The sequence below is a fragment of the Streptomyces sp. CB02923 genome (assembly GCF_001905005.1).
Taxonomy (GTDB): Bacteria; Actinomycetota; Actinomycetes; order Streptomycetales; family Streptomycetaceae; genus Streptomyces.
Genome location: NZ_LWKZ01000024.1, coordinates 464,153 through 484,764 on the forward strand (window position 1 = coordinate 464,153; position 20,612 = coordinate 484,764).

The 20,612-nt window shown below is 73.7% G+C and carries 19 protein-coding genes and 1 pseudogene; 7 read left to right on the top strand and 13 right to left on the bottom strand.

Going from position 1 to position 20,612, the window contains the following annotated elements:
- Window positions 1-4: 4 nt before the first annotated feature.
- Window positions 5-778: pseudogene (locus tag A6A06_RS25310) on the top strand (nucleotidyltransferase domain-containing protein); the annotation flags it as partial.
- Window positions 779-1,181: 403 nt separating this feature from the next.
- Here A6A06_RS25310 and A6A06_RS25320 read toward each other — a convergent pair.
- Window positions 1,182-1,754 carry a methylated-DNA--[protein]-cysteine S-methyltransferase gene (locus A6A06_RS25320; RefSeq protein WP_073763617.1) on the bottom strand — a complete coding sequence of 191 codons (573 nt, stop codon included), beginning with the start codon at window positions 1,752-1,754 and terminating at the stop codon, window positions 1,182-1,184.
- 7 nt (window positions 1,755-1,761) lie between these two features.
- Complete coding sequence (locus tag A6A06_RS25325) at window positions 1,762-3,234, bottom strand: DNA-3-methyladenine glycosylase 2 (RefSeq protein WP_073763618.1); 1,473 nt, start codon at window positions 3,232-3,234, stop codon at window positions 1,762-1,764.
- Between the two features lie 300 nt (window positions 3,235-3,534).
- On the opposite strand from A6A06_RS25325, the gene A6A06_RS25330 reads away from it, so the two are divergent.
- A complete protein-coding gene (locus tag A6A06_RS25330) occupies window positions 3,535-4,296 on the top strand; it encodes a GNAT family N-acetyltransferase (protein WP_073763619.1) in 762 nt (253 codons plus the stop codon).
- A gap of 109 nt (window positions 4,297-4,405) precedes the next feature.
- On the opposite strand, the gene A6A06_RS25335 is transcribed toward A6A06_RS25330, so the two are convergent.
- The 3 genes from A6A06_RS25335 to A6A06_RS25345 form a co-directional block, all read right to left on the bottom strand.
- Window positions 4,406-4,927 carry an O-acetyl-ADP-ribose deacetylase gene (locus A6A06_RS25335; RefSeq protein WP_073763621.1) on the bottom strand — a complete coding sequence of 174 codons (522 nt, stop codon included), beginning with the start codon at window positions 4,925-4,927 and terminating at the stop codon, window positions 4,406-4,408.
- On the bottom strand, window positions 4,924-5,292 hold the full coding sequence (locus A6A06_RS25340) for a hypothetical protein (protein ID WP_073763622.1): 369 nt from the start codon (window positions 5,290-5,292) through the stop codon (window positions 4,924-4,926). The genes A6A06_RS25335 and A6A06_RS25340 overlap by 4 nt, the downstream gene beginning before the upstream one ends.
- Before the next feature lie 69 nt (window positions 5,293-5,361).
- The gene (locus A6A06_RS25345; RefSeq protein WP_073763624.1) at window positions 5,362-5,985 is read right to left on the bottom strand and encodes a TetR/AcrR family transcriptional regulator; all 624 of its coding nucleotides are present in this window, start codon (window positions 5,983-5,985) and stop codon (window positions 5,362-5,364) included.
- Between the two features lie 175 nt (window positions 5,986-6,160).
- Here A6A06_RS25345 and A6A06_RS25350 point away from each other — a divergent pair, with 175 nt between their 5' ends.
- Window positions 6,161-6,790 carry an MSMEG_1061 family FMN-dependent PPOX-type flavoprotein gene (locus tag A6A06_RS25350; RefSeq protein WP_073763625.1) on the top strand — a complete coding sequence of 210 codons (630 nt, stop codon included), beginning with the start codon at window positions 6,161-6,163 and terminating at the stop codon, window positions 6,788-6,790.
- 23 nt (window positions 6,791-6,813) lie between these two features.
- Complete coding sequence (locus A6A06_RS25355; protein ID WP_073763627.1) at window positions 6,814-7,722, top strand: PDR/VanB family oxidoreductase; 909 nt, start codon at window positions 6,814-6,816, stop codon at window positions 7,720-7,722.
- A gap of 67 nt (window positions 7,723-7,789) precedes the next feature.
- Here the strand turns inward: A6A06_RS25355 and A6A06_RS25360 are convergent, their stop codons facing one another.
- The 3 genes from A6A06_RS25360 to A6A06_RS25370 all read right to left on the bottom strand — a co-directional run bounded on the left by A6A06_RS25360 (window position 7,790) and on the right by A6A06_RS25370 (window position 12,126).
- Window positions 7,790-9,208: a phytoene desaturase family protein gene (locus A6A06_RS25360; RefSeq protein WP_073763629.1), complete on the bottom strand. Its 1,419-nt coding sequence runs from the start codon at window positions 9,206-9,208 to the stop codon at window positions 7,790-7,792.
- Between the two features lie 41 nt (window positions 9,209-9,249).
- Complete coding sequence (locus tag A6A06_RS25365; protein ID WP_079194327.1) at window positions 9,250-10,155, bottom strand: inositol monophosphatase family protein; 906 nt, start codon at window positions 10,153-10,155, stop codon at window positions 9,250-9,252.
- Between the two features lie 120 nt (window positions 10,156-10,275).
- On the bottom strand, window positions 10,276-12,126 hold the full coding sequence (locus A6A06_RS25370) for a gamma-glutamyltransferase family protein (protein WP_073763631.1): 1,851 nt from the start codon (window positions 12,124-12,126) through the stop codon (window positions 10,276-10,278).
- A 177-nt stretch (window positions 12,127-12,303) separates the two neighbouring features.
- Between A6A06_RS25370 and A6A06_RS25375 the strand changes: the two genes are divergently transcribed.
- Together A6A06_RS25375 and A6A06_RS25380 are read left to right on the top strand one after the other, a co-directional pair.
- Entirely contained in the window at window positions 12,304-13,071 is a 768-nt protein-coding gene (locus A6A06_RS25375) for an SIR2 family NAD-dependent protein deacylase (protein ID WP_073763633.1), read from the top strand.
- A gap of 125 nt (window positions 13,072-13,196) precedes the next feature.
- The gene (locus A6A06_RS25380) at window positions 13,197-14,264 is read left to right on the top strand and encodes a lipoate--protein ligase family protein (protein ID WP_073763635.1); all 1,068 of its coding nucleotides are present in this window, start codon (window positions 13,197-13,199) and stop codon (window positions 14,262-14,264) included.
- 139 nt (window positions 14,265-14,403) lie between these two features.
- Here A6A06_RS25380 and A6A06_RS25385 read toward each other — a convergent pair whose 3' ends face one another.
- From A6A06_RS25385 to hydA, 4 genes are all read right to left on the bottom strand, one after another.
- Complete coding sequence (locus tag A6A06_RS25385; RefSeq protein ID WP_199931136.1) at window positions 14,404-15,105, bottom strand: hypothetical protein; 702 nt, start codon at window positions 15,103-15,105, stop codon at window positions 14,404-14,406.
- Window positions 15,106-15,371: 266 nt separating this feature from the next.
- The gene (locus tag A6A06_RS25390; RefSeq protein WP_073763639.1) at window positions 15,372-16,475 is read right to left on the bottom strand and encodes an NAD(P)/FAD-dependent oxidoreductase; all 1,104 of its coding nucleotides are present in this window, start codon (window positions 16,473-16,475) and stop codon (window positions 15,372-15,374) included.
- Window positions 16,476-16,498: 23 nt separating this feature from the next.
- Window positions 16,499-17,500 (bottom strand): TIGR03842 family LLM class F420-dependent oxidoreductase, encoded by a 1,002-nt coding sequence (locus A6A06_RS25395; protein ID WP_073763641.1) that lies wholly within the window; start codon window positions 17,498-17,500, stop codon window positions 16,499-16,501.
- A 10-nt stretch (window positions 17,501-17,510) separates the two neighbouring features.
- Window positions 17,511-18,917, bottom strand: a complete 1,407-nt coding sequence (gene hydA / locus A6A06_RS25400; protein WP_073763643.1) for a dihydropyrimidinase — start codon at window positions 18,915-18,917, stop codon at window positions 17,511-17,513.
- 352 nt (window positions 18,918-19,269) lie between these two features.
- Between hydA and A6A06_RS25405 the strand changes: the two genes are divergently transcribed.
- Entirely contained in the window at window positions 19,270-19,848 is a 579-nt protein-coding gene (locus A6A06_RS25405; protein WP_073763645.1) for a TerD family protein, read from the top strand.
- 69 nt (window positions 19,849-19,917) lie between these two features.
- On the opposite strand, the gene A6A06_RS25410 is transcribed toward A6A06_RS25405, so the two are convergent.
- Window positions 19,918-20,499, bottom strand: a complete 582-nt coding sequence (locus tag A6A06_RS25410) for a TerD family protein (protein ID WP_073763647.1) — start codon at window positions 20,497-20,499, stop codon at window positions 19,918-19,920.
- Window positions 20,500-20,612: the final 113 nt, after the last annotated feature.

The following is a 20,612-nucleotide window of genomic DNA, read 5'->3' on the forward strand; positions in this document are numbered from 1 at the left end:
CCGTATGCAGGAGAGAGCAGAAGCAGCCGGTGCCGGAGCGCACGCAGCGCGAGAGGGCTTCCGGGCGGAGGGCGGGGCTGCCGCGCTGGCCGGGGTGCCCGGCGTCGTCGGTGTGACGCTCGGCGGCAGCCGGGCCCGGGGCGTCCACCGGCCGGACTCCGACTGGGACTTGGGCGTCTACTACCGCGGCGACGTCGACCTGGCCGCCCTCGCGGACCTGGCCGCCGAGGTCACCGGGGCGCCGGTGGAGATCCACCCGCCGGGCGCGTGGGGGGCGTGGGTCAACGGCGGGGCGTGGCTGGTGCTGCCGGACGGCAGCCACGTGGACTGGCTCCTGCGGGACACCGGCCGGGTGGAGCGGGTCTGGCGGGACTGCCGGGCGGGCCGGTTCGAGATCGGTGCCCAGGTGGGCCATCCGCTGGGCTTCTGGTCCCCGGCGTACGCGGGCGAACTCGCGCTGTCGCGCGTGCTGGCCGATCCCACCGGTGACCTGGGCCGCCTCAAGGAGGAGATGCGGGAGTACCCGGAACCGCTGCGTGCCGCACTGACCGGAACGGCGGTCTGGGACGCCGGTTTCTCGGTGGCCATGGCGGGCAAGTCCCACGCGGCAGCGGACACCCTGCACGCGGCCCTGTGCCTGGCGCGGGCGGTGGGCGACCTGACCCAGGCGCTGCACGCCCACCACCGGACCTGGTGCATCAACGAGAAGGGCGCGCTCGCCGCCGCCGCTGCCCTGCCCGGCACACCGCCCGGCTTCGCGGAGCGGGCTAGGGCCTGTCGTCAAATTCCCGTCGTTCGCCCGGAGGGCGGGCCGCGCGGCGTCTGGTGCGTGCGATCGCAAGGCGGAGGGTCTTCCAGGTACTGGGTGTACCTGGAAGGGCCCGACAACGCAGCGAGCGTGCGTGCCAGGCGTCGCGCGGCAGGCGGGAATTTGACGACAGGCCCTAGCGCCCCGCTCGGCGAAATGGGGCGCACCGGGCCGGAGTTGGCGCGTTCGCTGGAAGCGGCGGAGCTGCTGGTGGCGGACGTGCGGGCGGTGGTGGAGAGCGACGGCTGAGCGCGCCGGGCAGGGGCCGACTGCTTTCCGAGGCGTCGGCTTTCTGCGGAACCGTCTGCGGAAGGGCCGGCTGTCTTCCGAGGGACCGGCCGTCTTCGGCACCCGGACACCGGCCCCGCCCGCTTCAGCCGAAGAGCGCCTGCTGCCCGCCGGAGTCCGGGCGTTCCTGTCCCGGTACGGACGTGCCCCGCTCGAAGTCCAGCAGTCGGCGCTTGCGGTCGAGCCCGCCGCCGTAGCCGGTGAGGCTGCCGCTCGCCCCGATGACGCGGTGGCAGGGAATGATGATGCCGATCGGGTTCTTGCCGTTGGCGAGGCCCACGGCGCGGGCGGCGGAGGGCTTGCCGAGGCGTTCGGCGAGCTGCCCGTACGAGAGCGTCCCGCCGTACGGGATCTCGCACAGGGCGTCCCAGACGCGGTGCTGGAACGGTGTCCCCCGCGGGGCCAAGGGCAGGTCGAAGACGGTGAGCGTGCCGTCGAAGTAGGCGTGCAGCTGGCGTACCGCCGCCGCGAACGGCGGTGTCTCCGGGTCCTCCGGCGGGCCGAAGGACTCCTGCGGCGGACGGTGGCGCTGGTCGGTCATGTAGAGACCGGCGAGGACGTCGCCCTCGGCGACGAGGGTCAGCGGGCCGTACGGGCTGTCGGCCAGGACGGCGTGGCAGCGCTCGCCGCCGGTGCCTGCGGAATCGGGAACGGACATGATCGCCTCAGTCGGTGGGGAGGTGGTTGATGGGGTGGTCGTCGGTGGCCCACAGATATTGGACGGCGTACGCGCGCCACGGGCGCCAGCGCGCCGAATGCCGTATGAGCGCGGCCGGGGTGGCCGGCAGCCCGAGCCCGGCGGCGGCGCGGCGCAGGCCCAGATCGGTGGGGGTGAAGGCGTCGGGGTCGCCGAGGGCCCGCATGGCGACGCACTCGACGGTCCAGGGGCCCACGCCGGGCAGTGCCGCGAGCTGGGCACGGGCCCGGTCGCGGTCGCTGCCGACGCCGAGCTGCACGGTGCCGTCGGCGAGGGCCGCGATCATCCCGGTGAGGGTGGCGCGCCGGGTGTGCGGCATGGCGAGCGTCGCGGGGTCCAGCCCGGACAGCTCCGCGGCGGAGGGGAAGAGGTGGGTCAGGCCGCCCGCCGGGTCGTCGACCGTCCGGCCGTGCGCGGTGACCAGGCGGCCCGCGTGCGTACGGGCCGCGGCGGTGGACACCTGCTGGCCCAGCACGGCCCGGACCGCGAACTCGTCCGCGTCCACGGTGCGCGGCACCCGCCGTCCGGGCGCCTTGAGGACGAGCGGTGCCAGTACCGGGTCCTCGCCCAGCAGCCCGTCGACCGCCTCCGGGTCGGCGTCCAGGTCGAGCATCCGGCGGCAGCGGGCGATGGCCCCCGCCAGGTCGCGCAGATCGGTGAGGGACAGCCGGCAGTCGATGTGGCCGGGGCGCGGGGACAGGGCGACGATGCCGTGCCCGTACGGCAGGGCGAGCGTGCGCCGGTACGCGCCGTCGCGCCACTCCTCCACGCCCGGTACGGCGGTCGCCGCCAGGTGGCCGAAGAGGTTGTCGGGGCACAGCGGCTGCCGGAAGGGCAGCCGCAGGGCCAGCGCGCCGGGCAGGGCGGCGGCGGCACCCGGCCGGGCGCGCCTTCGCAGCTCGGTGGGCGCGAGCGCGAACACCTCCCGTACCGTCTCGTTGAAGGTACGGATGCTGGCGAACCCGGCGGCGAACGCCACCTCGGCCATGGGCAGTTCGGTGGTCTCGATGAGCAGCCGCGCGGTCTGGGCGCGCTGCGCGCGGGCCAGGGCGAGCGGCCCGGCACCCAGCTCGGCCAGCAGCTGCCGCTCGACCTGCCGGGTGCTGTAGCCGAGCCGGGCGGCCAGGCCGGGGACGCCCTCGCGGTCGACGACGCCGTCGGCGATCAGCCGCATGGCGCGCGCCACGAGGTCGGCGCGCTCGTCCCACTGCGGCGAGCCGGGGCTGGCGTCCGGGCGGCACCGTTTGCAGGCGCGGTATCCGGCCTGCTGGGCCGCGGCGGCGCTCGGGTAGAAGGTCATGTTCTCGGGCTTGGGAGGAACCACCGGGCAGCTGGGACGACAGTAGATACGCGTGGTGCGCACCGCCGTGTAGAACCAGCCGTCGAACCTGGCGTCCTTGGACTGTACGGCGCGCAGACAGCGCTCGAAGTCGGTGTGCATGATGCCAGGATCCGGCAGTCACGTGCATTCGGCTGGCGGTTTCCCGACATCAGCGTCCGGTGACCAGCGGCGCTCCGGCTGCCTCGGCCGCCGCGTCCCGTACCGCGCCGGGTGGCATACGGCACCCGGCGCGGATTTGCGCCGGGCCGGGGGCGGTGTGCGAGAGTTGACCACCCGGTCGGCCGGGCGCGCACGTGTGCGCAGCCGCTGCCGGGACCCCCTACTTCAGACGAACGGTTCCGGCCGCGCCTCCCGCGTGTCCGGGGTCGTTCCCATCCCTACGTCCATTCCCAGAGAGTGATGCAGGCAACGACTCTTCTTCCCCGGACCGAGGACCTGTTCACGCAGGGCCTGGAGCTCCAGGAGGGTGCTGCCCTCCTGCGTTTCGGCGCCGCCCGGCAGCGGCCCGCCGAGCGGACCAGCTGGTGCAACACCGGTGCCGTCGCGTGGCTCGACGCCGCCCGCGGGCACGCGTGGAGCGTCGGCGAATCGGATGCGGCCGCCGGTCTCGTGCTCCGTGCCGCGCAGGGCCTTCCCGACCGCGTACGGGAGTTCACCGGGCCGCGCGGCACCGAGAGGCTGGTCGGCCGCCATCTGGCGGTGACCGACGTCGTCGAGTGGGTCTTCCGCTGGACGCTGGAGGAACCGCCCGTGCACCCGGCGGAGGACCGCGTGGTCGCGCTCGACGAGAGCCACCACGGGGAGCTGCTCGCCTTCCTCAACGAGCACAGTCCGGCCCACTCGACCGGCCCCGGCTCCGCGGACGTCAGCCTGTGGGCCGGTATCCGCGGCGCGGACGGGCGGCTGGTGGCGTGCGGCGCGATGAGCAGCCTGCGGGACAGCGGCGCGCCGCTGATGGCGTCCGTCGCGACGGACGCCGCCGAGCGCGGCCAGGGCCTGGGCGCGGCGCTGACCTCGTGGCTGACCCGGCACACCGTACGGCGGCACGGGTTCTGCACGCTGTGGCAGCTGGCCGCGAACGCGCCGGCCGAACGGCTCTACACCCGGCTCGGGTACCGCAACGAGGACCCGTGCGTATCGGCACGGTTCGCCTGGCACTGAGCCGGACCGGCGGTTCGGGACCGGCGGGTACGGGCGCGGTGGGTACGGAGCCGGTGGGTACGGGCGCGGTCGATACGGGCCCGGCGGGCCGCGCCCGGCGGGCGTCCGGTCAGCGCACCTGCGCGGCGAACGCCCCGTACGCCTGCTCGTCGAACAGCACGAAGCGCACCTCCGCCACGGCGGTCTCCGCGGCCCGTACCGTCTCGACCGCGATACGGGCCGCGTCGGCCGGCGGCCAGCGGTAGACCCCGGCGGAGACCGCCGGGAAGGCGACGGTGCGGGCGCCCAGTTCGTCGGCGACCCGCAGCGACGCGCGGTAGCAGGAGGCGAGCAGTTCCGAGCGGTCCTCGGACTCCGACCAGACCGGCCCGACGGTGTGGATCACCCAGCGGGCCGGCAGCCGGCCCGCCGTGGTCGCCACGGCCCGGCCGGTGGCCAGGCCCGTCCCGTGGCGCGAGGCGCGCAGCGCACGGCACTCGGCCAGGATCTCGGGGCCGCCGCGCCGGTGGATCGCGCCGTCCACTCCCCCGCCGCCCAGCAGCGAGGAGTTGGCGGCGTTCACGACGGCGTCCACCGTCTGCTCGGTGATGTCTCCCGCGACGAGTGTCAGGGCGGGCGTATGTGCGGTCATACGGCCATCATGTCCCGCACGTCCGGCCTCCGCCGCTTTCCGGAGTGCGGGGTGACGGGAGCCCGGCGCGCGTGGCCGTGGCGGTGGCCGTCCGCGCTCCGGGCCACGTGATCTCGTAGTACTTCACCCGCTCGTCCTCCCCCGCCGGCCGCATCCCGGCGGCGTATCTCGTGGTCCCCGAACGGCTGCGGGTCGCCGGTGGCCGCGCAGTGCCCCGGGAAGTCGGTGCCGGACGACACGTCCCCGTCCGTCGGATACCCGCGCGCCCACCACTCCCCGTCGGCCGGGGTGCGCGCCACCAGCCGCTCCGCCTCGGCGGCGCTCAGCGGGTGGAGCACCAGCCGCGCTGTCCGAAGACCGGTCATGACAGGGGATCAGCACGCGCGGCGAGCGGGCCGCACCGGATTTTCCGGCCCGCGCGAGCGGTTCCATGGTCACCGGGCCGTCGTGAGGTACCCCATGATCATGGCGACGAGTTCGCCCTCGAACCGGCCGGTGTCGACGGGGTCCGGCGCGGCGCGGAGCTGGTGGACGACGAGTCCGATCGTGGCCACGACGAGCCGCGCGGCGACGTACGGATCCGCGACCCGGACCTCCGGATGCCGGGCGAACAGGTCGTGGACGTGGGCGATCTGCTCCCGCTCGTGCCGGGAGATCCGGTCGAGGAGTTCGTGGGACCGGGGCCCCTGCTCCATCATGACGCGCAGCAGCTGGGGATCGTCGAGGTGGTTGTCGATCGCGGTGCGCACGAAGACCCGGATGATCTCTTCGAGGGAGTCGGGCAGCTCGCCGTTCTGATGGCCGTCGGCGGCGGCGAAGCCGGCGTCGAGATGCCGGGTCATCAGCTCCACCAGGATGGCGTCCTTGTTCGGGTAGTACTGGTACAGCGAGCCGATCGAGACCCGCGCCTGTTCCGCGATGCGGTTGGTGGTCCCCGCCGCGTAGCCAAACTCGGCGAAAACGTGAGCAGCGGCGGCGAGGATGCGCTGCCGGGTGGCTTCGGCGCGGGCCTGACGCGGCTGTTTACGTGGCTGGATGGCGCGGCGGTCCGCTGTCATGACGCCTCCTGGGCCGCCCCTCGAATGCGAGTGGCGAAGACCTGAGCAATTACTCACAATAGTGCCATGAGCTGCGGCGGATCAGTCCTTCCGCCGCCGTCGGCGGAGCGCGGGGCACGGGGAGCCGTTGCCGCGCCGCCCGTCCGCCGTGTCGCCCCGCCCGGAAGGAGCCTTCATGACGCACGTCCTCACCCGCCCCCGGCGGCTGTCCCCGGACGAGGTCCGCGCCCGGCTCGGTGAACCCGAAGCCACGCTGGAGAACAAGAAGATCGACCACATCGACCGGTTCGCCCGCCGCTTCATCGCGCACTCGCCCTTCCTGTCGCTGGCCACCGCGGACGCGGCGGGGCACGCCGACTGCTCGCCGCGCGGCGACTACCCGGGGTTCGTGAAGGTCCTGGACGAGAACCTGCTCGCGATACCCGACCGGCCGGGCAACAGGATCGCCGACTCGTTCCGCAACATCGCGGAGAACGAAGAGGTGGGGCTGCTCTTCCTGGTCCCCGGGATGCGGGAGACGCTGCGGGTCAACGGCCGGGCCTATCCGACCGACGAGCCCGACGTGCTGGCCCGGATGCGCACCGAGGCCAAGGCTCCGGTCCTGGCGATCATCGTCGAGGTGGCGGAGGCGTACTTCCACTGCGGCCGTGCGCTCCTGCGGTCCCGGCTGTGGGACCCGGCGAGCCAGGCCCTCGCCGACGAGCTGCCGTCGGTCGGTGAGATCGCCGCCGCGCAGTTCGGTTCCGGCATCGCCCCGGAGCAGTTCGAAGCCGCCCTCGAAGAGTCCTACCGGAAGCTCTTCTGAGCGTGCCAGAAAGGTCATCACTGATGCAGCGGACCCTCCTCGACCGCATCGACCCGGTCGCCGAGGACGTCGTCTCCCTCGTCCTGCGCGGCGCCGACGGCCCCCTGGCGCCCTGGGAGCCGGGCGCCCACGTCGACATAGCCCTGCCGAACTGGCTGACCCGGCAGTACTCCCTGTGCGGCGACCCCACCGACCTGGGCAGCTACCGTGTCGCCGTACGGCACGACCCGCTCAGCCGGGGCGGCTCCGAGTACATCCACCGCTTCCTGAGCACGGGGCGCACGCTCGACGTGTCGCTGCCGCGCAACCACTTCCCCCTCGCCCCCGCGCCGCGGTACCTCTTCCTCGCCGGCGGGATCGGCATCACCCCCGTCCTGCCGATGCTGCGCGCGGCGACCGCGGCGGGGCTGCCGGCCTCCCTCGTGTACGCGGGGGCGACGGCCGCCTCCATGCCCTTCGCCGACGAACTGCGCGCGGCCTACGGGGACGCCGTACGCATCGTCGCCACGCAGCAGGACGGCAGGCCGGACTTCGACGCGCTGGCGGCGGAGCTGGAACCCGGCACCCTGGTCTACTGCTGCGGCCCGGCGTCGATGCTCGCGGCGGCGGAGGCCGCCTTCCCGGCCGGACAGCTGCACGCGGAGCGGTTCCAGCCGGTGCCCAAGGTGTTCGCCCCCGACACGGCGTTCGAGGCCGCGTGCGCCCGGTCGGGGCGGGCGCTGACGGTGGATGCCGACGAGTCGCTGCTGAACGCCCTGACCCACGCCGGGGTCCCCGTGTCGTCCGGGTGTCTCGAAGGCGTCTGCGGCAGTTGCGAGATCACCGTCCTCGACGGGGAGGTCGAGCACCGGGACGACATCGGCGCCCCGGCGGGCCGGATGTATCCCTGCGTGTCGCGGGCGCTGGGCCCGCGGCTGGTGCTGGACCTCTGAACCGTACGGAGCACGTCGTGCGGCCGGTCGGCCGGTGGTCCGGTCAGCCCGTACGCCGGTGGTCCGGTCAGCCGGTGGGCCGCAGCCGGGACCAGACCGCTCTGGCGGCGTGGTGGCCCGACATGCCGTGGACGCCGGGGCCGGGCGGCGTGGACTGGGAGCACAGGAAGACCGCCGGGTGTGCGGTGGTGTACGGGACGCGGGCCGGCTTGGGGCGGACGACCAGGCCGAGGCCCGCGGCGGAGCCCGCGCAGATGTCCCCGCCGACGTAGTTCGCGTTGCGGGCGGCCAGTTGGGGCGGGCCCGCGACGGCACGGGCGAGGACCAGGTCGCGGAAGCCGGGCGCGAAGCGCTCCAGCTGGCGTTCGACCGCTTCCGTGGCGTCGCCCTCCCAGCCGTGCGGGACGTGCCCGTACACCCAGAAGGTGTGCTTGCCCTCGGGAGCGCGGGTGGGGTCGATCAGGCTCGGCTGCGAAGTGATCAGGAACGGTACGGACGGGTCGCGGCCGTCGACGGCGGCGCGCAGCGCGGTGCCGATCTCGCCGCTGGTGGGGCCGAGGTGCACGGTGCCCGCCCGGCGGGCCTCGGCGGAGGTCCACGGGACCGGGCCCGACAGCGCATAGTCGATCTTGAAGACGCCGGGTCCGTACCGCACGCCGCGATAGGCGTTGCCGAGCCCCGCGATCCGGGCGAGGGCGGTCGGCGAGGTGTCGAAGACGTACGCGCGGGCCGGGGGCAGGTCGTCCAGCCGTTTGACCTCGTATCCCGTGTGCACCACACCGCCGTGCAGGCGCAGCAGCGCGGCCAGGGCGTCGGGGATGGCCTGCGAGCCGCCGCGCGGGACCGGCCAGCCGCCCGCGTGCGCGGCGAGGGCGAACATGAGCGCGGCACCGCCGGTGCCCGGACTGCTGAGCGGCGCGATGACGTGCGCGGCGAGCCCGGCGAACAGGCCGCGCGCCTTCTGGTCCCGGAAGCGCCGGTTGAGCAGGGCGGCCGGCTGGGCCGCGGTCAGGCCGAACCGGGCGTACGTCACCGGGTCGCGCGGCAGGCCGAGCCACTGGGTGCGCAGGAAGTCCGCGGCGAGGGTGTCCCACTTGCCGTGGAAGGGCGCGACGAGCCTGCGGTACGTCCCGGCGTCGTGCACGCCGAGGGACATCGCCGTCTCGCCGACGGAACGGGAGAGCACCGCGGCCGAGCCGTCGGGAAAGGGATGCGCCAGCGGGAGGTCGGGGTGCAGCCACCGCAGGCCGTGCTCCTCCAGCCCCATGGCGGCGAAGGCGGGCGAGCCCGCGGCGAGCGGGTGCACCGCCGAGCAGGGGTCGTGCCGGAAGCCGGGGAGGGTCAGCTCCTCGGTGCGGGCGCCGCCCCCGATGGTGTCGTGGGCCTCGAAGACCTCGACGGCCATGCCGCGGCGGGCCAGTTCGACGGCCGCGGTCAGCCCGTTGGGCCCCGCCCCGATCACCACGGCATCGAGCATCGTCGGCACCTCTCGCCACTCCCCTCGTGTGCGATCCTCGCCGTTGAGGATCAGTTGGCGGCCGCCAGCAGTCCGAGGATACGCCGGGCCGCCGCCGTGTCCCGTGCCGCGGTGAACGGCAGCGCGTTGCCGCCGGCTATGCGGAACGGCTCGCCGGCGACCGTGCCGCTCACCCCGCCCGCCTCGTGGACCAGCAGCAGCCCCGCCGCGTGGTCCCAGGAGTTCTCCCAGCTGAAGGCCACCGCGTCGAGCTGGCCGCGGGCGATGTGGAGGTACTCCAGGCCCGCGGAGCCGCAGGGGCGCGGGGCGATGCCGTCGGTCTCCAGGGCGGCCAGCACCCGCTTCTGCTCGTCGGTGGTGAAGTCGTAGTGCGATATCGCCACGTCCAGCACCGCACCGGCCGCCGGGGGGCCCGGCCGCAGCGGCTCCCCGTTCAGCTCGGCGCCCGCGCCGCGGCGGGCGGTGGCCATCAGGTCCAGGGCCGGCGCGTACGTCCAGGAGGCGAGCAGTTCGCCGCGCAGCGCGAGGGTGACGAGCGTGGCGAAGCCCGGGTCGCCGTGCACGAACTGGCGGGTGCCGTCGACCGGGTCGACGATCCACACCGGCGCGTCGCCGCCCAGCGCCTCCAGCACGGCCGGATCGGCGTGCACCGCCTCCTCGCCGACCACCAGGGAGCCGGGCAGCAGGCTCGTCAGGGCGGCGGTCAGATGCTCCTCGGCCAGCCGGTCGGCGACCGTGACGAGGTCGTGCGGGCCGTTCTTCTCCAGCACCTCGTGGGCGGCGAGCTGCCGGAACCGCGGCATGATCTCGGCTGCCGCGGCCTTGCGTATGGCCTCCTCGACGGCCGCCGGGTCGAGCGCGCGCAGCACCTCGTCCGCCGTGTGCGCCGGGGAGCCGCCGGCCGCACCCGTCCTGTCCGTCGTGTCTCCCGTATCCGTACGAATTGCTTCGATCATGACCCCATCGAACCACGCCCCACTGACACGGGGACTGGACAGGAGGTGAACTCCGGATGCCGGAGCCGGGCCCTGCGGAAGCCGCCCCTCCGGCTGACGCCCGGCCTGCTGCCCCTCCGCCTACCGCCCCACCGCGTACCCCTGCATCCCTCGCGGGTTCGCCGCCGCCGACAGCACCCCGGTCTCCGGGTCCCGCGCCACCGCGGACAGCCGCCCCTCCGACCACGGGTCGCCGACCGTCACCGCGTGCCCGCGCCGCCGCAGCTCCCCGATCACGTCCGCGCCGATGCGGGACTCGACGGTGACGCTGCCCGGCCGCATGGCGCGCGGGAAGAAGGAGCCGGGGAAGGAGTCGTTGTGCCAGTTCGGGGCGTCGATGGCGCCCTGGAGGTCGAGGCCGCCGCGTACGGGGGCGCGCAGCGCGGCGGCGAGCAGGAAGTGCAGCTGCCACTGGTCCTGCTGGTCGCCGCCGGGGGTGCCGAAGGCCATCACGGGTACGCCGTCGCGCAGTGCCAGGGACGGCGTGAGGGTGGTACGCGGACGGCGTCCCGGCGTGAGGGTGTTGGGCAGCCCTTCCTCCAGCCAGGCCATCTGCAGGCGCGTACCGAGCGGGAAGCCGAGCGCGGGGACCACCGGGTTGGACTGGAGCCAGCCGCCGGAAGGCGTCGCGGAGACCATGTTGCCCCAGCGGTCCACGATGTCGATGTGGCAGGTGTCGCCGCGGGTGGCACCGCTCCGGTCGACCTCGGGCGCGATGACGGGGGCGGCGCCGGGGGTGGCGGGGGCCGCCACAGTGGGCTCACCCGCTCCCCGCCCCGCGGCGCCCGGCGCCTCGCCCGCGTCCTCCCCCGCCGCGACGGTCAGCGCGTGCTTGCTCAGCCTGGGCGTACGTCCGTCCGGGCTGCCGGGCCGCAGCTCGTACGAGGCATGTTCCCCGATCAGCGCCCGCCGCGCCGCGTTGTAGTCCTCGCTCAGCAGCGTACCGACCGGCACCTCGGCCGCGTCGCCGTACCAGGCCTCGCGGTCGGCCATGGCCAGCTTGCAGCCCTCGATCAGCAGGTGCACGTACGCGGGGTCCCCGTAGGCGGGCAGCTCCGGCGGCAGCAGCGCGAGTTGCTGGAGCAGGGCCGGCCCCTGCGACCAGCCGCCCGCCTTCGCCACGGTCCAGCCGTTCCAGTCGTAGGTGACCGGGTCCTCGTACGCCGCGGAGTAGGCCGCCAGGTCGTCGCCCGTGAGGGTACCGGCGTGCCGCTCACCGGAGGTGTCCATGGCGGGGCGGGCGGCGAAGGCGGCCAGCGCCTCGCCGATGAAGCCCTCCCGCCAGATCCGCCGGGCGGCGTCGATCTGCGCCTCCCGGTCCGCCGACGCCGCCTCGGACTCGCCGATCAGCCGGCGCCAGGTGGCCGCCAGCTGCCGGTTGCGCAGCAGCCCGCCGGGCGCGACCGGCCGCCCTTCCGGCAGGTAGATCTCGGCCGACGATATCCACTCCGTCTCGAAGAGCTCCCGCACCGTCGCGACCGTCTCCCCCACCCGTTCGACGGCCGGATGACCGTGTTCGGCGTACCCGACCGCGTACTTCAGCACCTCGGCGACGGACTGGGTGCCGTGCTCGCGGAGCAGCAGCATCCAGGCGTCGAAGGCGCCGGGCACGGCGGCGGCGAGCGGTCCGGTGCCGGGCACCAGGCCGAGCCCGAGGGACGTGTAGTGCGCGACGCTCGCCCCGGCGGGAGCCGGCCCCTGCCCGCACAGCACCCGGACCGGTCCCCCGGCGGGCGCCACGATGACCGGCACCTCGCCCGCCGGGCCGTTCAGGTGCGGCTCGACGACGTGCAGCACGAAACCGGCGGCCACCGCCGCGTCGAAGGCGTTGCCACCGTCCTCCAGTACGGCCATCGCGGACTGGGAGGCCAGCCAGTGCGTGGTCGCGGCCATACCGAAGGTTCCCTGGAGGGTCGGACGGGTGGTGAACACGGGTCTCCTCGTGACGTGCGGGCGGTTCGGAACGGTTCGGAAGGTCTCCTTCCCGCCCTCTCCCCCGCAGAGCCCCCGGGAATGCCCCGGGCAGGGCCGTTCCTGATCACATCTGCCGGGCGGCGGACCCCCGCAAATCCGTTCGCCGTCCCGGCCGCTCCTCCGTACGCTCGCGCCATGACCGGTACCGACACCGCCGACCCCACACCCCGCGACTCCTCCCGGCGCCCTCTGGTGGCGATCCTCAGCGGCGCCGGCATCTCCACCGACTCCGGCATCCCGGACTACCGCGGCCCCGACGGGCTGTGGCGGCGGGACCCCGAGGCGGAGAAGCTCGTGACGTACGAGTACTACATGAACGACCCGGAGATCCGGCGCCGTTCCTGGCGGATGCGGCAGGACAGCCCGGCGCTGCGGGCCCGGCCGAACGCGGCGCACGAGGCCGTCGCCCGGCTGGAGCGGTCCGGCGCACCGGTCCGTGTCATCACGCAGAACGTCGACGGGCTGCACCAGCTCGCGGGCGTCCCGGACCGCAAGGTGCTGGAACTGCACGGCACGGCCCGCACCGCCGCCTGCACCCGCTGCCACGCCCGGTCACCGATGTCCGAGGCCCTCGCCCGGGTGGCCGCGGGCGACCCCGACCCGGCGTGCGCCGTCTGCGGCGGCATCCTGAAGTCGGCGACGGTGATGTTCGGCGAGCGGCTCGACCCGCAGGTGCTCGGTACGGCGATGGGCATCGCGGAGGCGGCCGACGTCTTCATCGCGGTGGGTACGAGCCTCCAGGTGCAGCCCGCCGCCTCGCTCGCCGGGGTGGCCGCCGAGCACGGCGCCCGGCTGGTCATCGTGAACGCCGAGCCCACCCCGTACGACGAACTGGCCGCCGAAACGATTCGCACCCCCATCGGGACCGCCCTCCCGGACCTCCTCGCCACCCTCACCCCCTGAGCGCCCGGGGTCCCGGCCTCCGGAACCGCCCCCTTTGCCGGGAATGGCACCACCGGCGCTACGGTTGACCCGGCTGCCGGCCGCCCCGGGCCGTGCGCCGGAACAGAACAGCGGGAGGATGCGCCGTGCAGGGCAAGCACCACGGTGAGTACAAGGTGCCGGGCGGCAAGCTGGTCGTCGTCGATCTCGACGTGACGGGCGGGGCGCTGCGCGACGTCCGTGTCGCGGGGGACTTCTTCCTGGAGCCGGACGAGGCGCTCGGCGCCATCAACACGGCGCTGGAGGGCGCACCCGCCGACACCGACGCGCGGGGGCTGGCGGCCCGGATCGAGGCGGCACTGCCGTCCGGCGCGGTGCTGTTCGGATTCACGGCGGAGGCCGTCGGCATCGCGGTGCGCCGCGCGGTCGCGCAGGCCACCGACTGGACGGACTTCGACTGGCAGATCATCCACGAGGAACCGCAGCCGCCCGCGCTGCACATGGCGCTGGACGAGGTGCTGACCACCGAGGTGGCCGCCGGACGACGGCCGCCGACGCTGCGGGTATGGGAGTGGGACCGCCCCGCGGTCATCATCGGCAGCTTCCAGTCCCTGGCCAACGAAGTGGACCCGCAGGGCGCCGCACGGCACGGCGTGACGGTCGTACGGCGCATCAGCGGCGGGGGTGCGATGTTCGTGGAACCGGGCAACACCATCACGTACTCCCTGTGCGTGCCGGCCTCGCTCGTGCAGGGGCTGACCTTCGCCGAGAGCTATGCCTATCTGGACGACTGGGTGCTGGCCGCGCTCGGCGACATGGGCATCAACGCCTGGTACAAGCCGCTCAACGACATCGCGACCGACGCCGGGAAGATCGCCGGTGCCGCGCAGAAGCGCATGGTGGCGGGTGACGGGGCGGTGCTGCACCACGTGACGATGTCGTACGACATCGACGCGGACAAGATGGTCGAGGTGCTGCGGATCGGCAAGGAGAAGCTGTCGGACAAGGGCACCCGCAGCGCGAAGAAGCGGGTGGACCCGCTGCGCCGGCAGACCGGGCTGCCGCGGGCCGAGGTCATCGAGCGGATGATCGGCTCGTTCCGCGCACGGTACGGCGGCAGTGACGACGCGGTCTCCCAGGAGGAGATGACGCGGGCTCAGGAGCTGGCGGGCGGGAAGTTCAGCTCGCCGGAGTGGACCGCGCGGGTTCCGTAGGCCGTGCGGGTTTCGCAGGCCCAGCGGGTTCCGTAAGCCCGGCGGGTCCCGTTAGCCGTGCGGGTCCCGTCAGCCCAGCGGGTCCCGTCAGCCGTGCGGTTCCCGTAGGCCGTGCCACCGCCCGTGGGCGCCACGCCCGTTACGCCGCCGTGCCCAGCCGGAAGCGGGACGCCACCTCGTCGGCGAGTTCGCCGGCCGGGCGGCCGCCGTCCATGGTGATCACCGTGTTTCCGTGGGCGGCGGCCTGGCGGCGTACTTCCGCGTCCCACAGTTCGTCCCGGGCCAGCCGTGTGGCCAGGGTGGATTCCGGGGCCCGGCTGCCCCAGCTGACCAGGGAACGTACCGGGACGGCCCGGCGGGCGCGCAGCGCGGCCAGCCGGAACTCCGGGGTGGGGAGCAGGAAGACCGCCTGGTCGGGGCGGGTGAGCAGGGGGGCGATCTGGCTCGGCAGGTTGCCGAACCAGTCGACCAGGACGGGCCGGTCGGCGGGCAGCGCGAGCAGGTCCTCGACCTCGAACGCGAAGGTCTCGGCGACCACGCGCTGGGCGAAGCCGCACGCCTCGTCGGGGCTGCGGCTGTCCCACATCGAGCCGGGCGGTTCGTCGCGGGCCGCGTGGAAGTTCGGGTGCTGCCGTGGGGTGCAGCGGGGCAGCCAGGTGTGCTGGGCCAGGTCTCCGCGGTAGATCACGGCGCCGTGGCGCCGGGCCAGGATTATCGCCAGCGTGCTCTTGCCCGCTCCGGTGCCGCCGGCGATCCACCGCACGTGGGAGAGCCGGCCCGCCGCAGCGGTCGTCGTACGGGCAGCAGGACCGAAGTGTGTTCCCGATGGGGGGCGCCTCATACGGTCCATGGTCCTCGCATCGGCCGTGCGACTCCAAGGCCGCCTCGTATGGGGAGCATCAGGAGTGGGCAAAGAGTTCGGAGGGACGGGTGAATCGGTGCGCGCCCCCGCGCGCCTCCGCGCATCGTGTGCGCCCCCGCAGAGCCCGTGCGCCGGTCGGCGCACCGGGGCGGCACCTCGGAACGGCGCACCGGACCGTCGGCGCACCACGGAGGCACCTCGGAACGGCGCACCGGGGCAGCGCTCCAGGACGGCGCACCGGACCGTCAGCGCACCGGATCGTACGGCGTCAGGTCCAGCCCCGGGTCGGCGCCGGTGGCGAGCAGTGCGGCGACGCGGCCCGCCCAGGGGCCGCTCGTCAGTCCGGACGCTCCGAGGCCGTCGGCGACGACCAGGCCGTCCAGTTGCGGGACCCGGCCGAGCAGCGGGCGGATGTCCGGTCCGACGGGGCGGAAGCCGACGCGGGTCTCCAGGTGGGTGGCGCCCGCCAGTCCGGGCGCCACGGCCAGGGCTTCGGCCAGCACCTCGGCCAGTCCCGCGGCCGTCACCCGGTGGTCGAATCCGGTGCCGGGCTCGCGGGTGGCGCCCGCCACGATCCGCGAGCCGTCGAACGGGACGAGGTAGTGCCCGGTGGCGGGCATGACGACGGGCCAGTGCCCGGTGTCCGCGCCCGACAGGGACAGGTGGACGATCTGGCCGCGCTGCGGTGCGACCCGTACGGTGACGCCCGCCGGGGCCAGCAGCTCCGGTGCCCAGGCCCCGGCCGCGACGACGACCGCGTCCGCGGCGATGTGCTCGCCGTCCACCTCGATGCCGGTGACACGGTCCGCCGAACGCCGCAGTGCCGCGCGTCCGGTGCGCAGTCCGACGCCCCGGTACCGCGCCTGGCGCAGCAGCGCGTCCCGCAGCCGTCCGCCGTCGACGCGCGCGCCGGCGGCTATCCGTACGGCCCGGGAGCCGGGGGCGAGCGGCGGGAACAGGGCGCGCGCCTCGGACTCGCCGAGGAGGTCCACCTCGCCGGTGTCCGCGGCGCCGCGCCGCCGTTCGAGCACCCGCCGCCGGATGCCGTGCAGGTCCGCTTCGTCGGCGGCGAGGGCGAGCGCGCCGACGGCCTGGTAACCGAGGCCGCGCTCGCCCGCCTCGGCGAGTTCGGCGACCAGCTCCGGGTAGTACCGCGCGCCGTCCGCGGCGCTGCGGAACCAGTCCGCGTCGTCGTGGTCGGAGGCCCAGGGGCAGACGATGCCCGCGCCGGCCGCGGTCGCCTCACCGGGCTGGGAGCGTCCGGCCAGCACCACGTCCGCGCCGAGCCCGGCCGCGTGCCAGGCGGCGCTCGCACCGACGATGCCCGATCCGATCACGGCGACGCGCATCCGTTCCTCCTCCCCGCGGGCGGTCAGCCCGCGAACTCCGGAATGATCCGTTCTCCGTACGCGTCGATCGTGGCGTCCTTCGCGTCGTGCATGGCGTACAGCGCGAACTGGTCCACGCCCAGCTCCCGGAGCCGGCGCAGCTTGTCGAGCTGCGCTTCGGGCGGCCCCAGCAGGCAGAAGCGGTCCACGATCTCGTCCGGCACGAAGGCGGTGTCCGGGTTGCCCGACCGGCCGTGGTGGGCGTAGTCGTACCCTTCGCGCGCCTTGATGTACGCGGTGAGCGCCTCGGGCACCATGCCGGAGTGCTCGCCGTAGCGTGCGACGAGGTCCGCGACGTGGTTGCCGACCATGCCGCCGAACCACCGGCACTGCTCCCGGGCGCGGTCGAGGTCGTCGCCGACGTACGCGGGGGCCGCGACGCAGATCTTGACGTCGGACGGGTCGCGTCCGGCCGCCGCGGCGGCGTCGCGTACGGCCTTGACCATCCACTCGGTCAGGAACGGGTCGGCCAGTTGGAGGATGAACCCGTCCGCCAGTTCGCCGGTCATCTTCAGGGCCTTGGGCCCGTACGCGGCCATCCACACGGGCAGCCGCCCGTCGCGCACCCACGGGATGCGCAGCGGGTGGCCGCCCACGTCGGTCTCCCGGCCCTCCGCGAGGTCGCGGATGATCCGTATCGAGTCGCCGAGGCGGGCCAGCGTGTTGGGGGCGCGGCCGGCCACCCGCATCGCCGAGTCGCCGCGTCCGATACCGCAGACGGTGCGGTTGCCGTACATGTCGTTGAGGGTGGCGAAGGTGGAGGCGGTGACCTCGGGGGTGCGGGTGGAGGGGTTGGTGACCATCGGGCCGACGATCAGGCGTTCGGTGTGTTCCAGGATGCGGCTGTAGATGACGAACGGCTCCTGCCACAGCACGGAGGAGTCGAAGGTCCAGCCGTAGCGGAAGCCTTGCTGTTCGGCGCGGCGCATCGTGGTGACGACGTCGGATGCGGGCGGGTCGGTCTGCAGGACGACTCCGAAGTCCATCTCGGCCTCCTCAGTTCAGGTACTGGCAGGTGCCGCGCGGGGTGTACTGGCCGTGTCCCGCGCGCCCGGCGTAGCGCCGCTGGTCGATGACGGTCTCGCCGCGCGAGAGGACGGTTTCCACGCGGCCGGTGACCGTGCGCCCCTCGTAGGCCGAGTAGTCGACGTTCATGTGGTGGGTGGCGGCCGAGATGACCTGCTCGGCGACCGGGTCGTAGATGACGATGTCGGCGTCGGCGCCGGGCGCGATGGTGCCCTTCTTCGGGTAGAGGCCGAACATCCGGGCGGGTGTGGCGCAGGCGATCTCGATCCAGCGGCGGCGGCTGAGGTGCCCGTCCACGACGCCCTGGTGGAGCAGGTCCATCCGGTGCTCGACGCCCGGCATCCCGTTGGGGATCTTGGAGAAGTCGCCGCGGCCCAGCTCCTTCTGGCCCTTGAAGCAGAACGGGCAGTGGTCGGTGGAGACCACCTGGAGGTCGTTGGTGCGCAGTCCGCGCCACAGTGCGGCCTGGTGCTCGCGCGGTCGCAGCGGCGTGCTGCACACGTACTTCGCGCCTTCGAAGTCCGGCTCGGCGAGGTTGTCGGTGGACAGGAACAGGTACTGCGGGCAGGTCTCGCCGAAGACGTTCAGGCCCTTGTCGCGGGCCTGCGCCAGTTCGGCGACGGCTTCCTCGGCGGAGACGTGCACGACGTACAGGGGCGCGCCGGCGACCCGGGCGAGCTGGATCGTGCGGTGGGTGGCCTCGGCCTCCAGGAGTTCCCTGCGCACCTCGCCGTGGTAGCGGGGGTCGGTCCGGCCCTCGGCCAGGGCCTGTTCGACGAGGACGTCGATGGCGATGCCGTTCTCGGCGTGCATCATGACCAGTCCGCCGTTGCCCGCCGACCGCTGCATGGCGCGCAGGATCTGGCCGTCGTCGCTGTAGAAGACGCCGGGATAGGCGGTGAACAGTTTGAACGAGGTCACGCCTTCCTCGACCAGTTGATCCAGTTCCTTGAGCGAGTGCTCGTTCACGTCGGAGAGGATCATGTGGAAGGCGTAGTCGACGGCGCACTGGGCGTCGGCCTTGGCGTGCCAGGTGTCCAGGCCCTCGCGCAGCGCCTGGCCGCGCGTCTGGACGGCGAAGTCCACGATCGTGGTCGTGCCGCCCCAGGCCGCGGCCCGGGTGCCGGTCTCGAAGGTGTCGGAGGAGAACGTCCCGCCGAACGGGAAGTCCATGTGGGTGTGGGCGTCCACGCCGCCCGGGATGACGTACTTCCCGGTGGCGTCGATGGTGCGGTCCGCGCCCTCGGTCCAGCTCTCGGCGGTGGTCGTGCCGTGCGCGGCGAGGGCGGCGATCCTGCCGTCCTCGACCAGGACATCGGCATGGATCTCATCGGCGGCGGTGACGACCAGGCCGCCGCGGATGACTGTTCGGCTCATGCTTCCGGCTCTCCCTTCCACACACACCAGTGGTGCTCGGCGGCGCCGGAAGGGACACGGCCCGGCGTGCTCTGCCGTCCGGGCGGCCCGCCCCAGGTGACGCCGCGTCACGGCCGGTCTACACCCGTAGAGCACGGCCGTGCAGCAGACCGTAGAAGCATGTCACCCACCGTGGCAACACCATGTCCGCAGTTCAGGGGGAACCGCCCGCCGCCGGACGGCTGTCACTTCACCGATTGCGTCACTTCACTGATTGCGCAACTTGGGAACCTTGCCGGGGCCCGCCGCGTTGCCCGGTGGGGGAAACGCGACACACCGGACCGCACGCACACGCAACAGGAGACACAGCACCATGGGCGTCAGCCTCACCAAGGGCCAGAACGTCGTCCTCAACCAGGACGGCACTCCGCTCGCGGACGTCACCGTCGGCCTGGGCTGGGACGCCCGGCCCAGCGCCGGCGCGGCCTTCGACCTGGACGCCTCGGCGGTCGTCTGCGGCCCCGACCAACGCGTCCTGTCCGACGCGCACTTCGTCTTCTACAACAACCTGACCAGCCCGGACGGCGCGGTCCGGCACACCGGCGACAACCTCACCGGCGAGGGCGACGGCGACGACGAGCAGCTCCTCGTCGACCTGGACCGCCTCGGCGACGAGACCGGCCAGGTCGTCTTCACCGTCTCCATCCACGACGCCGAGGGGCGCGGCCAGAGCTTCGGCCAGGTCGACGACGCGTACATCCGCGTCGTCGACAATCTGACGGGCCGCGAGATGTGCCGCTACGAGCTGTCGTACGACGCCGCGGGCGAGACGGCGATGGTCTTCGGCGCCCTCTACCGGCGCGGCGGCGAGTGGAAGTTCCGGGCCATCGGCCAGGGTTACGCGTCCGGGCTCGCCGGTATCGCCACCGACTACGGCGTCAACGTCGGCTGACGCACGGCGCACGGAAGGGCGCGCCCGCGCGGGCGCGCCCCGAACCCGCCCGCGGGCGGGGCCTTTCGCCTACAGGTGCGAGGCGATGGCCGGCATCAGGTCCTGGAAGGTACGGCCGTTCGCGGCCTCACCGATGGCGGCCATCTCCCAGCCGCCGCCGGAGCGGCGGACCTTGGCCATGACCTGCGCGGTGTACGCGCCGCCGCCGGTCAGGGTGTAGCGGGCCAGCTCCTGGCCGTTGGTCTCGTCGACCAGGCGGCAGAACGCGTTCTGCACCTCGGTGAAGGTCTGCCCGGTGAAGGAGTTCACCGTGAAGACGATCTGGTCGACGTGGGCGGGCACCCGCTGGAGGTCGACGAGGATCGCCTCGTCGTCGCCGCCCTGTCCGGCGCCGCCCACCAGGTTGTCACCGGTGTGGCGTACGGAGCCGTCGTCGCTGATCAGGTGCTGGAAGAAGACGACGTCGACGGGTTCCTGACCGGCGAACAGCACGGCCGAGGCGTCCAGGTCGATCTCACGGGCCATCAGCTTGGCGAGGAAGCCCTTGCGGGCGGCGGCCTGCCAGCCGAGTCCCATCCGTACGACGCTGAGCTCGCCTCCGCCGGACTTGCTCAGACTGATCTTCTGACCCTTGTCCAGGTTCACGGTCATGTGCTGTCACTCCTGCGTCGGGATGGCGTGCCTTGGGCAGGCGGCGGCCGTCGCCACCGGCCGGGGACCAAAAATCTACAGCACTGTAGAGGTAATGGAGAAGTAAAGACGCG

Bases quoted from the DNA above. Each gene is read 5' to 3' on its own strand.
- A6A06_RS25320 (WP_073763617.1), bottom strand. From the start codon at position 1,754: ATGTCCGTTCCCGATTCCGCAGGCACCGGCGGCGAGCGCTGCCACGCC.
- A6A06_RS25325 (WP_073763618.1), bottom strand. From the start codon at position 3,234: ATGCACACCGACTTCGAGCGCTGTCTGCGCGCCGTACAGTCCAAGGAC.
- A6A06_RS25330 (WP_073763619.1), top strand. From the start codon at position 3,535: ATGCAGGCAACGACTCTTCTTCCCCGGACCGAGGACCTGTTCACGCAG.
- A6A06_RS25335 (WP_073763621.1), bottom strand. From the start codon at position 4,927: ATGACCGCACATACGCCCGCCCTGACACTCGTCGCGGGAGACATCACC.
- A6A06_RS25340 (WP_073763622.1), bottom strand. From the start codon at position 5,292: ATGACCGGTCTTCGGACAGCGCGGCTGGTGCTCCACCCGCTGAGCGCC.
- A6A06_RS25345 (WP_073763624.1), bottom strand. From the start codon at position 5,985: ATGACAGCGGACCGCCGCGCCATCCAGCCACGTAAACAGCCGCGTCAG.
- A6A06_RS25350 (WP_073763625.1), top strand. From the start codon at position 6,161: ATGACGCACGTCCTCACCCGCCCCCGGCGGCTGTCCCCGGACGAGGTC.
- A6A06_RS25355 (WP_073763627.1), top strand. From the start codon at position 6,814: ATGCAGCGGACCCTCCTCGACCGCATCGACCCGGTCGCCGAGGACGTC.
- A6A06_RS25365 (WP_079194327.1), bottom strand. From the start codon at position 10,155: ATGATCGAAGCAATTCGTACGGATACGGGAGACACGACGGACAGGACG.
- A6A06_RS25375 (WP_073763633.1), top strand. From the start codon at position 12,304: ATGACCGGTACCGACACCGCCGACCCCACACCCCGCGACTCCTCCCGG.
- A6A06_RS25385 (WP_199931136.1), bottom strand. From the start codon at position 15,105: ATGAGGCGCCCCCCATCGGGAACACACTTCGGTCCTGCTGCCCGTACG.
- A6A06_RS25390 (WP_073763639.1), bottom strand. From the start codon at position 16,475: ATGCGCGTCGCCGTGATCGGATCGGGCATCGTCGGTGCGAGCGCCGCC.
- A6A06_RS25395 (WP_073763641.1), bottom strand. From the start codon at position 17,500: ATGGACTTCGGAGTCGTCCTGCAGACCGACCCGCCCGCATCCGACGTC.
- hydA (WP_073763643.1), bottom strand. From the start codon at position 18,917: ATGAGCCGAACAGTCATCCGCGGCGGCCTGGTCGTCACCGCCGCCGAT.
- A6A06_RS25405 (WP_073763645.1), top strand. From the start codon at position 19,270: ATGGGCGTCAGCCTCACCAAGGGCCAGAACGTCGTCCTCAACCAGGAC.
- A6A06_RS25410 (WP_073763647.1), bottom strand. From the start codon at position 20,499: ATGACCGTGAACCTGGACAAGGGTCAGAAGATCAGTCTGAGCAAGTCC.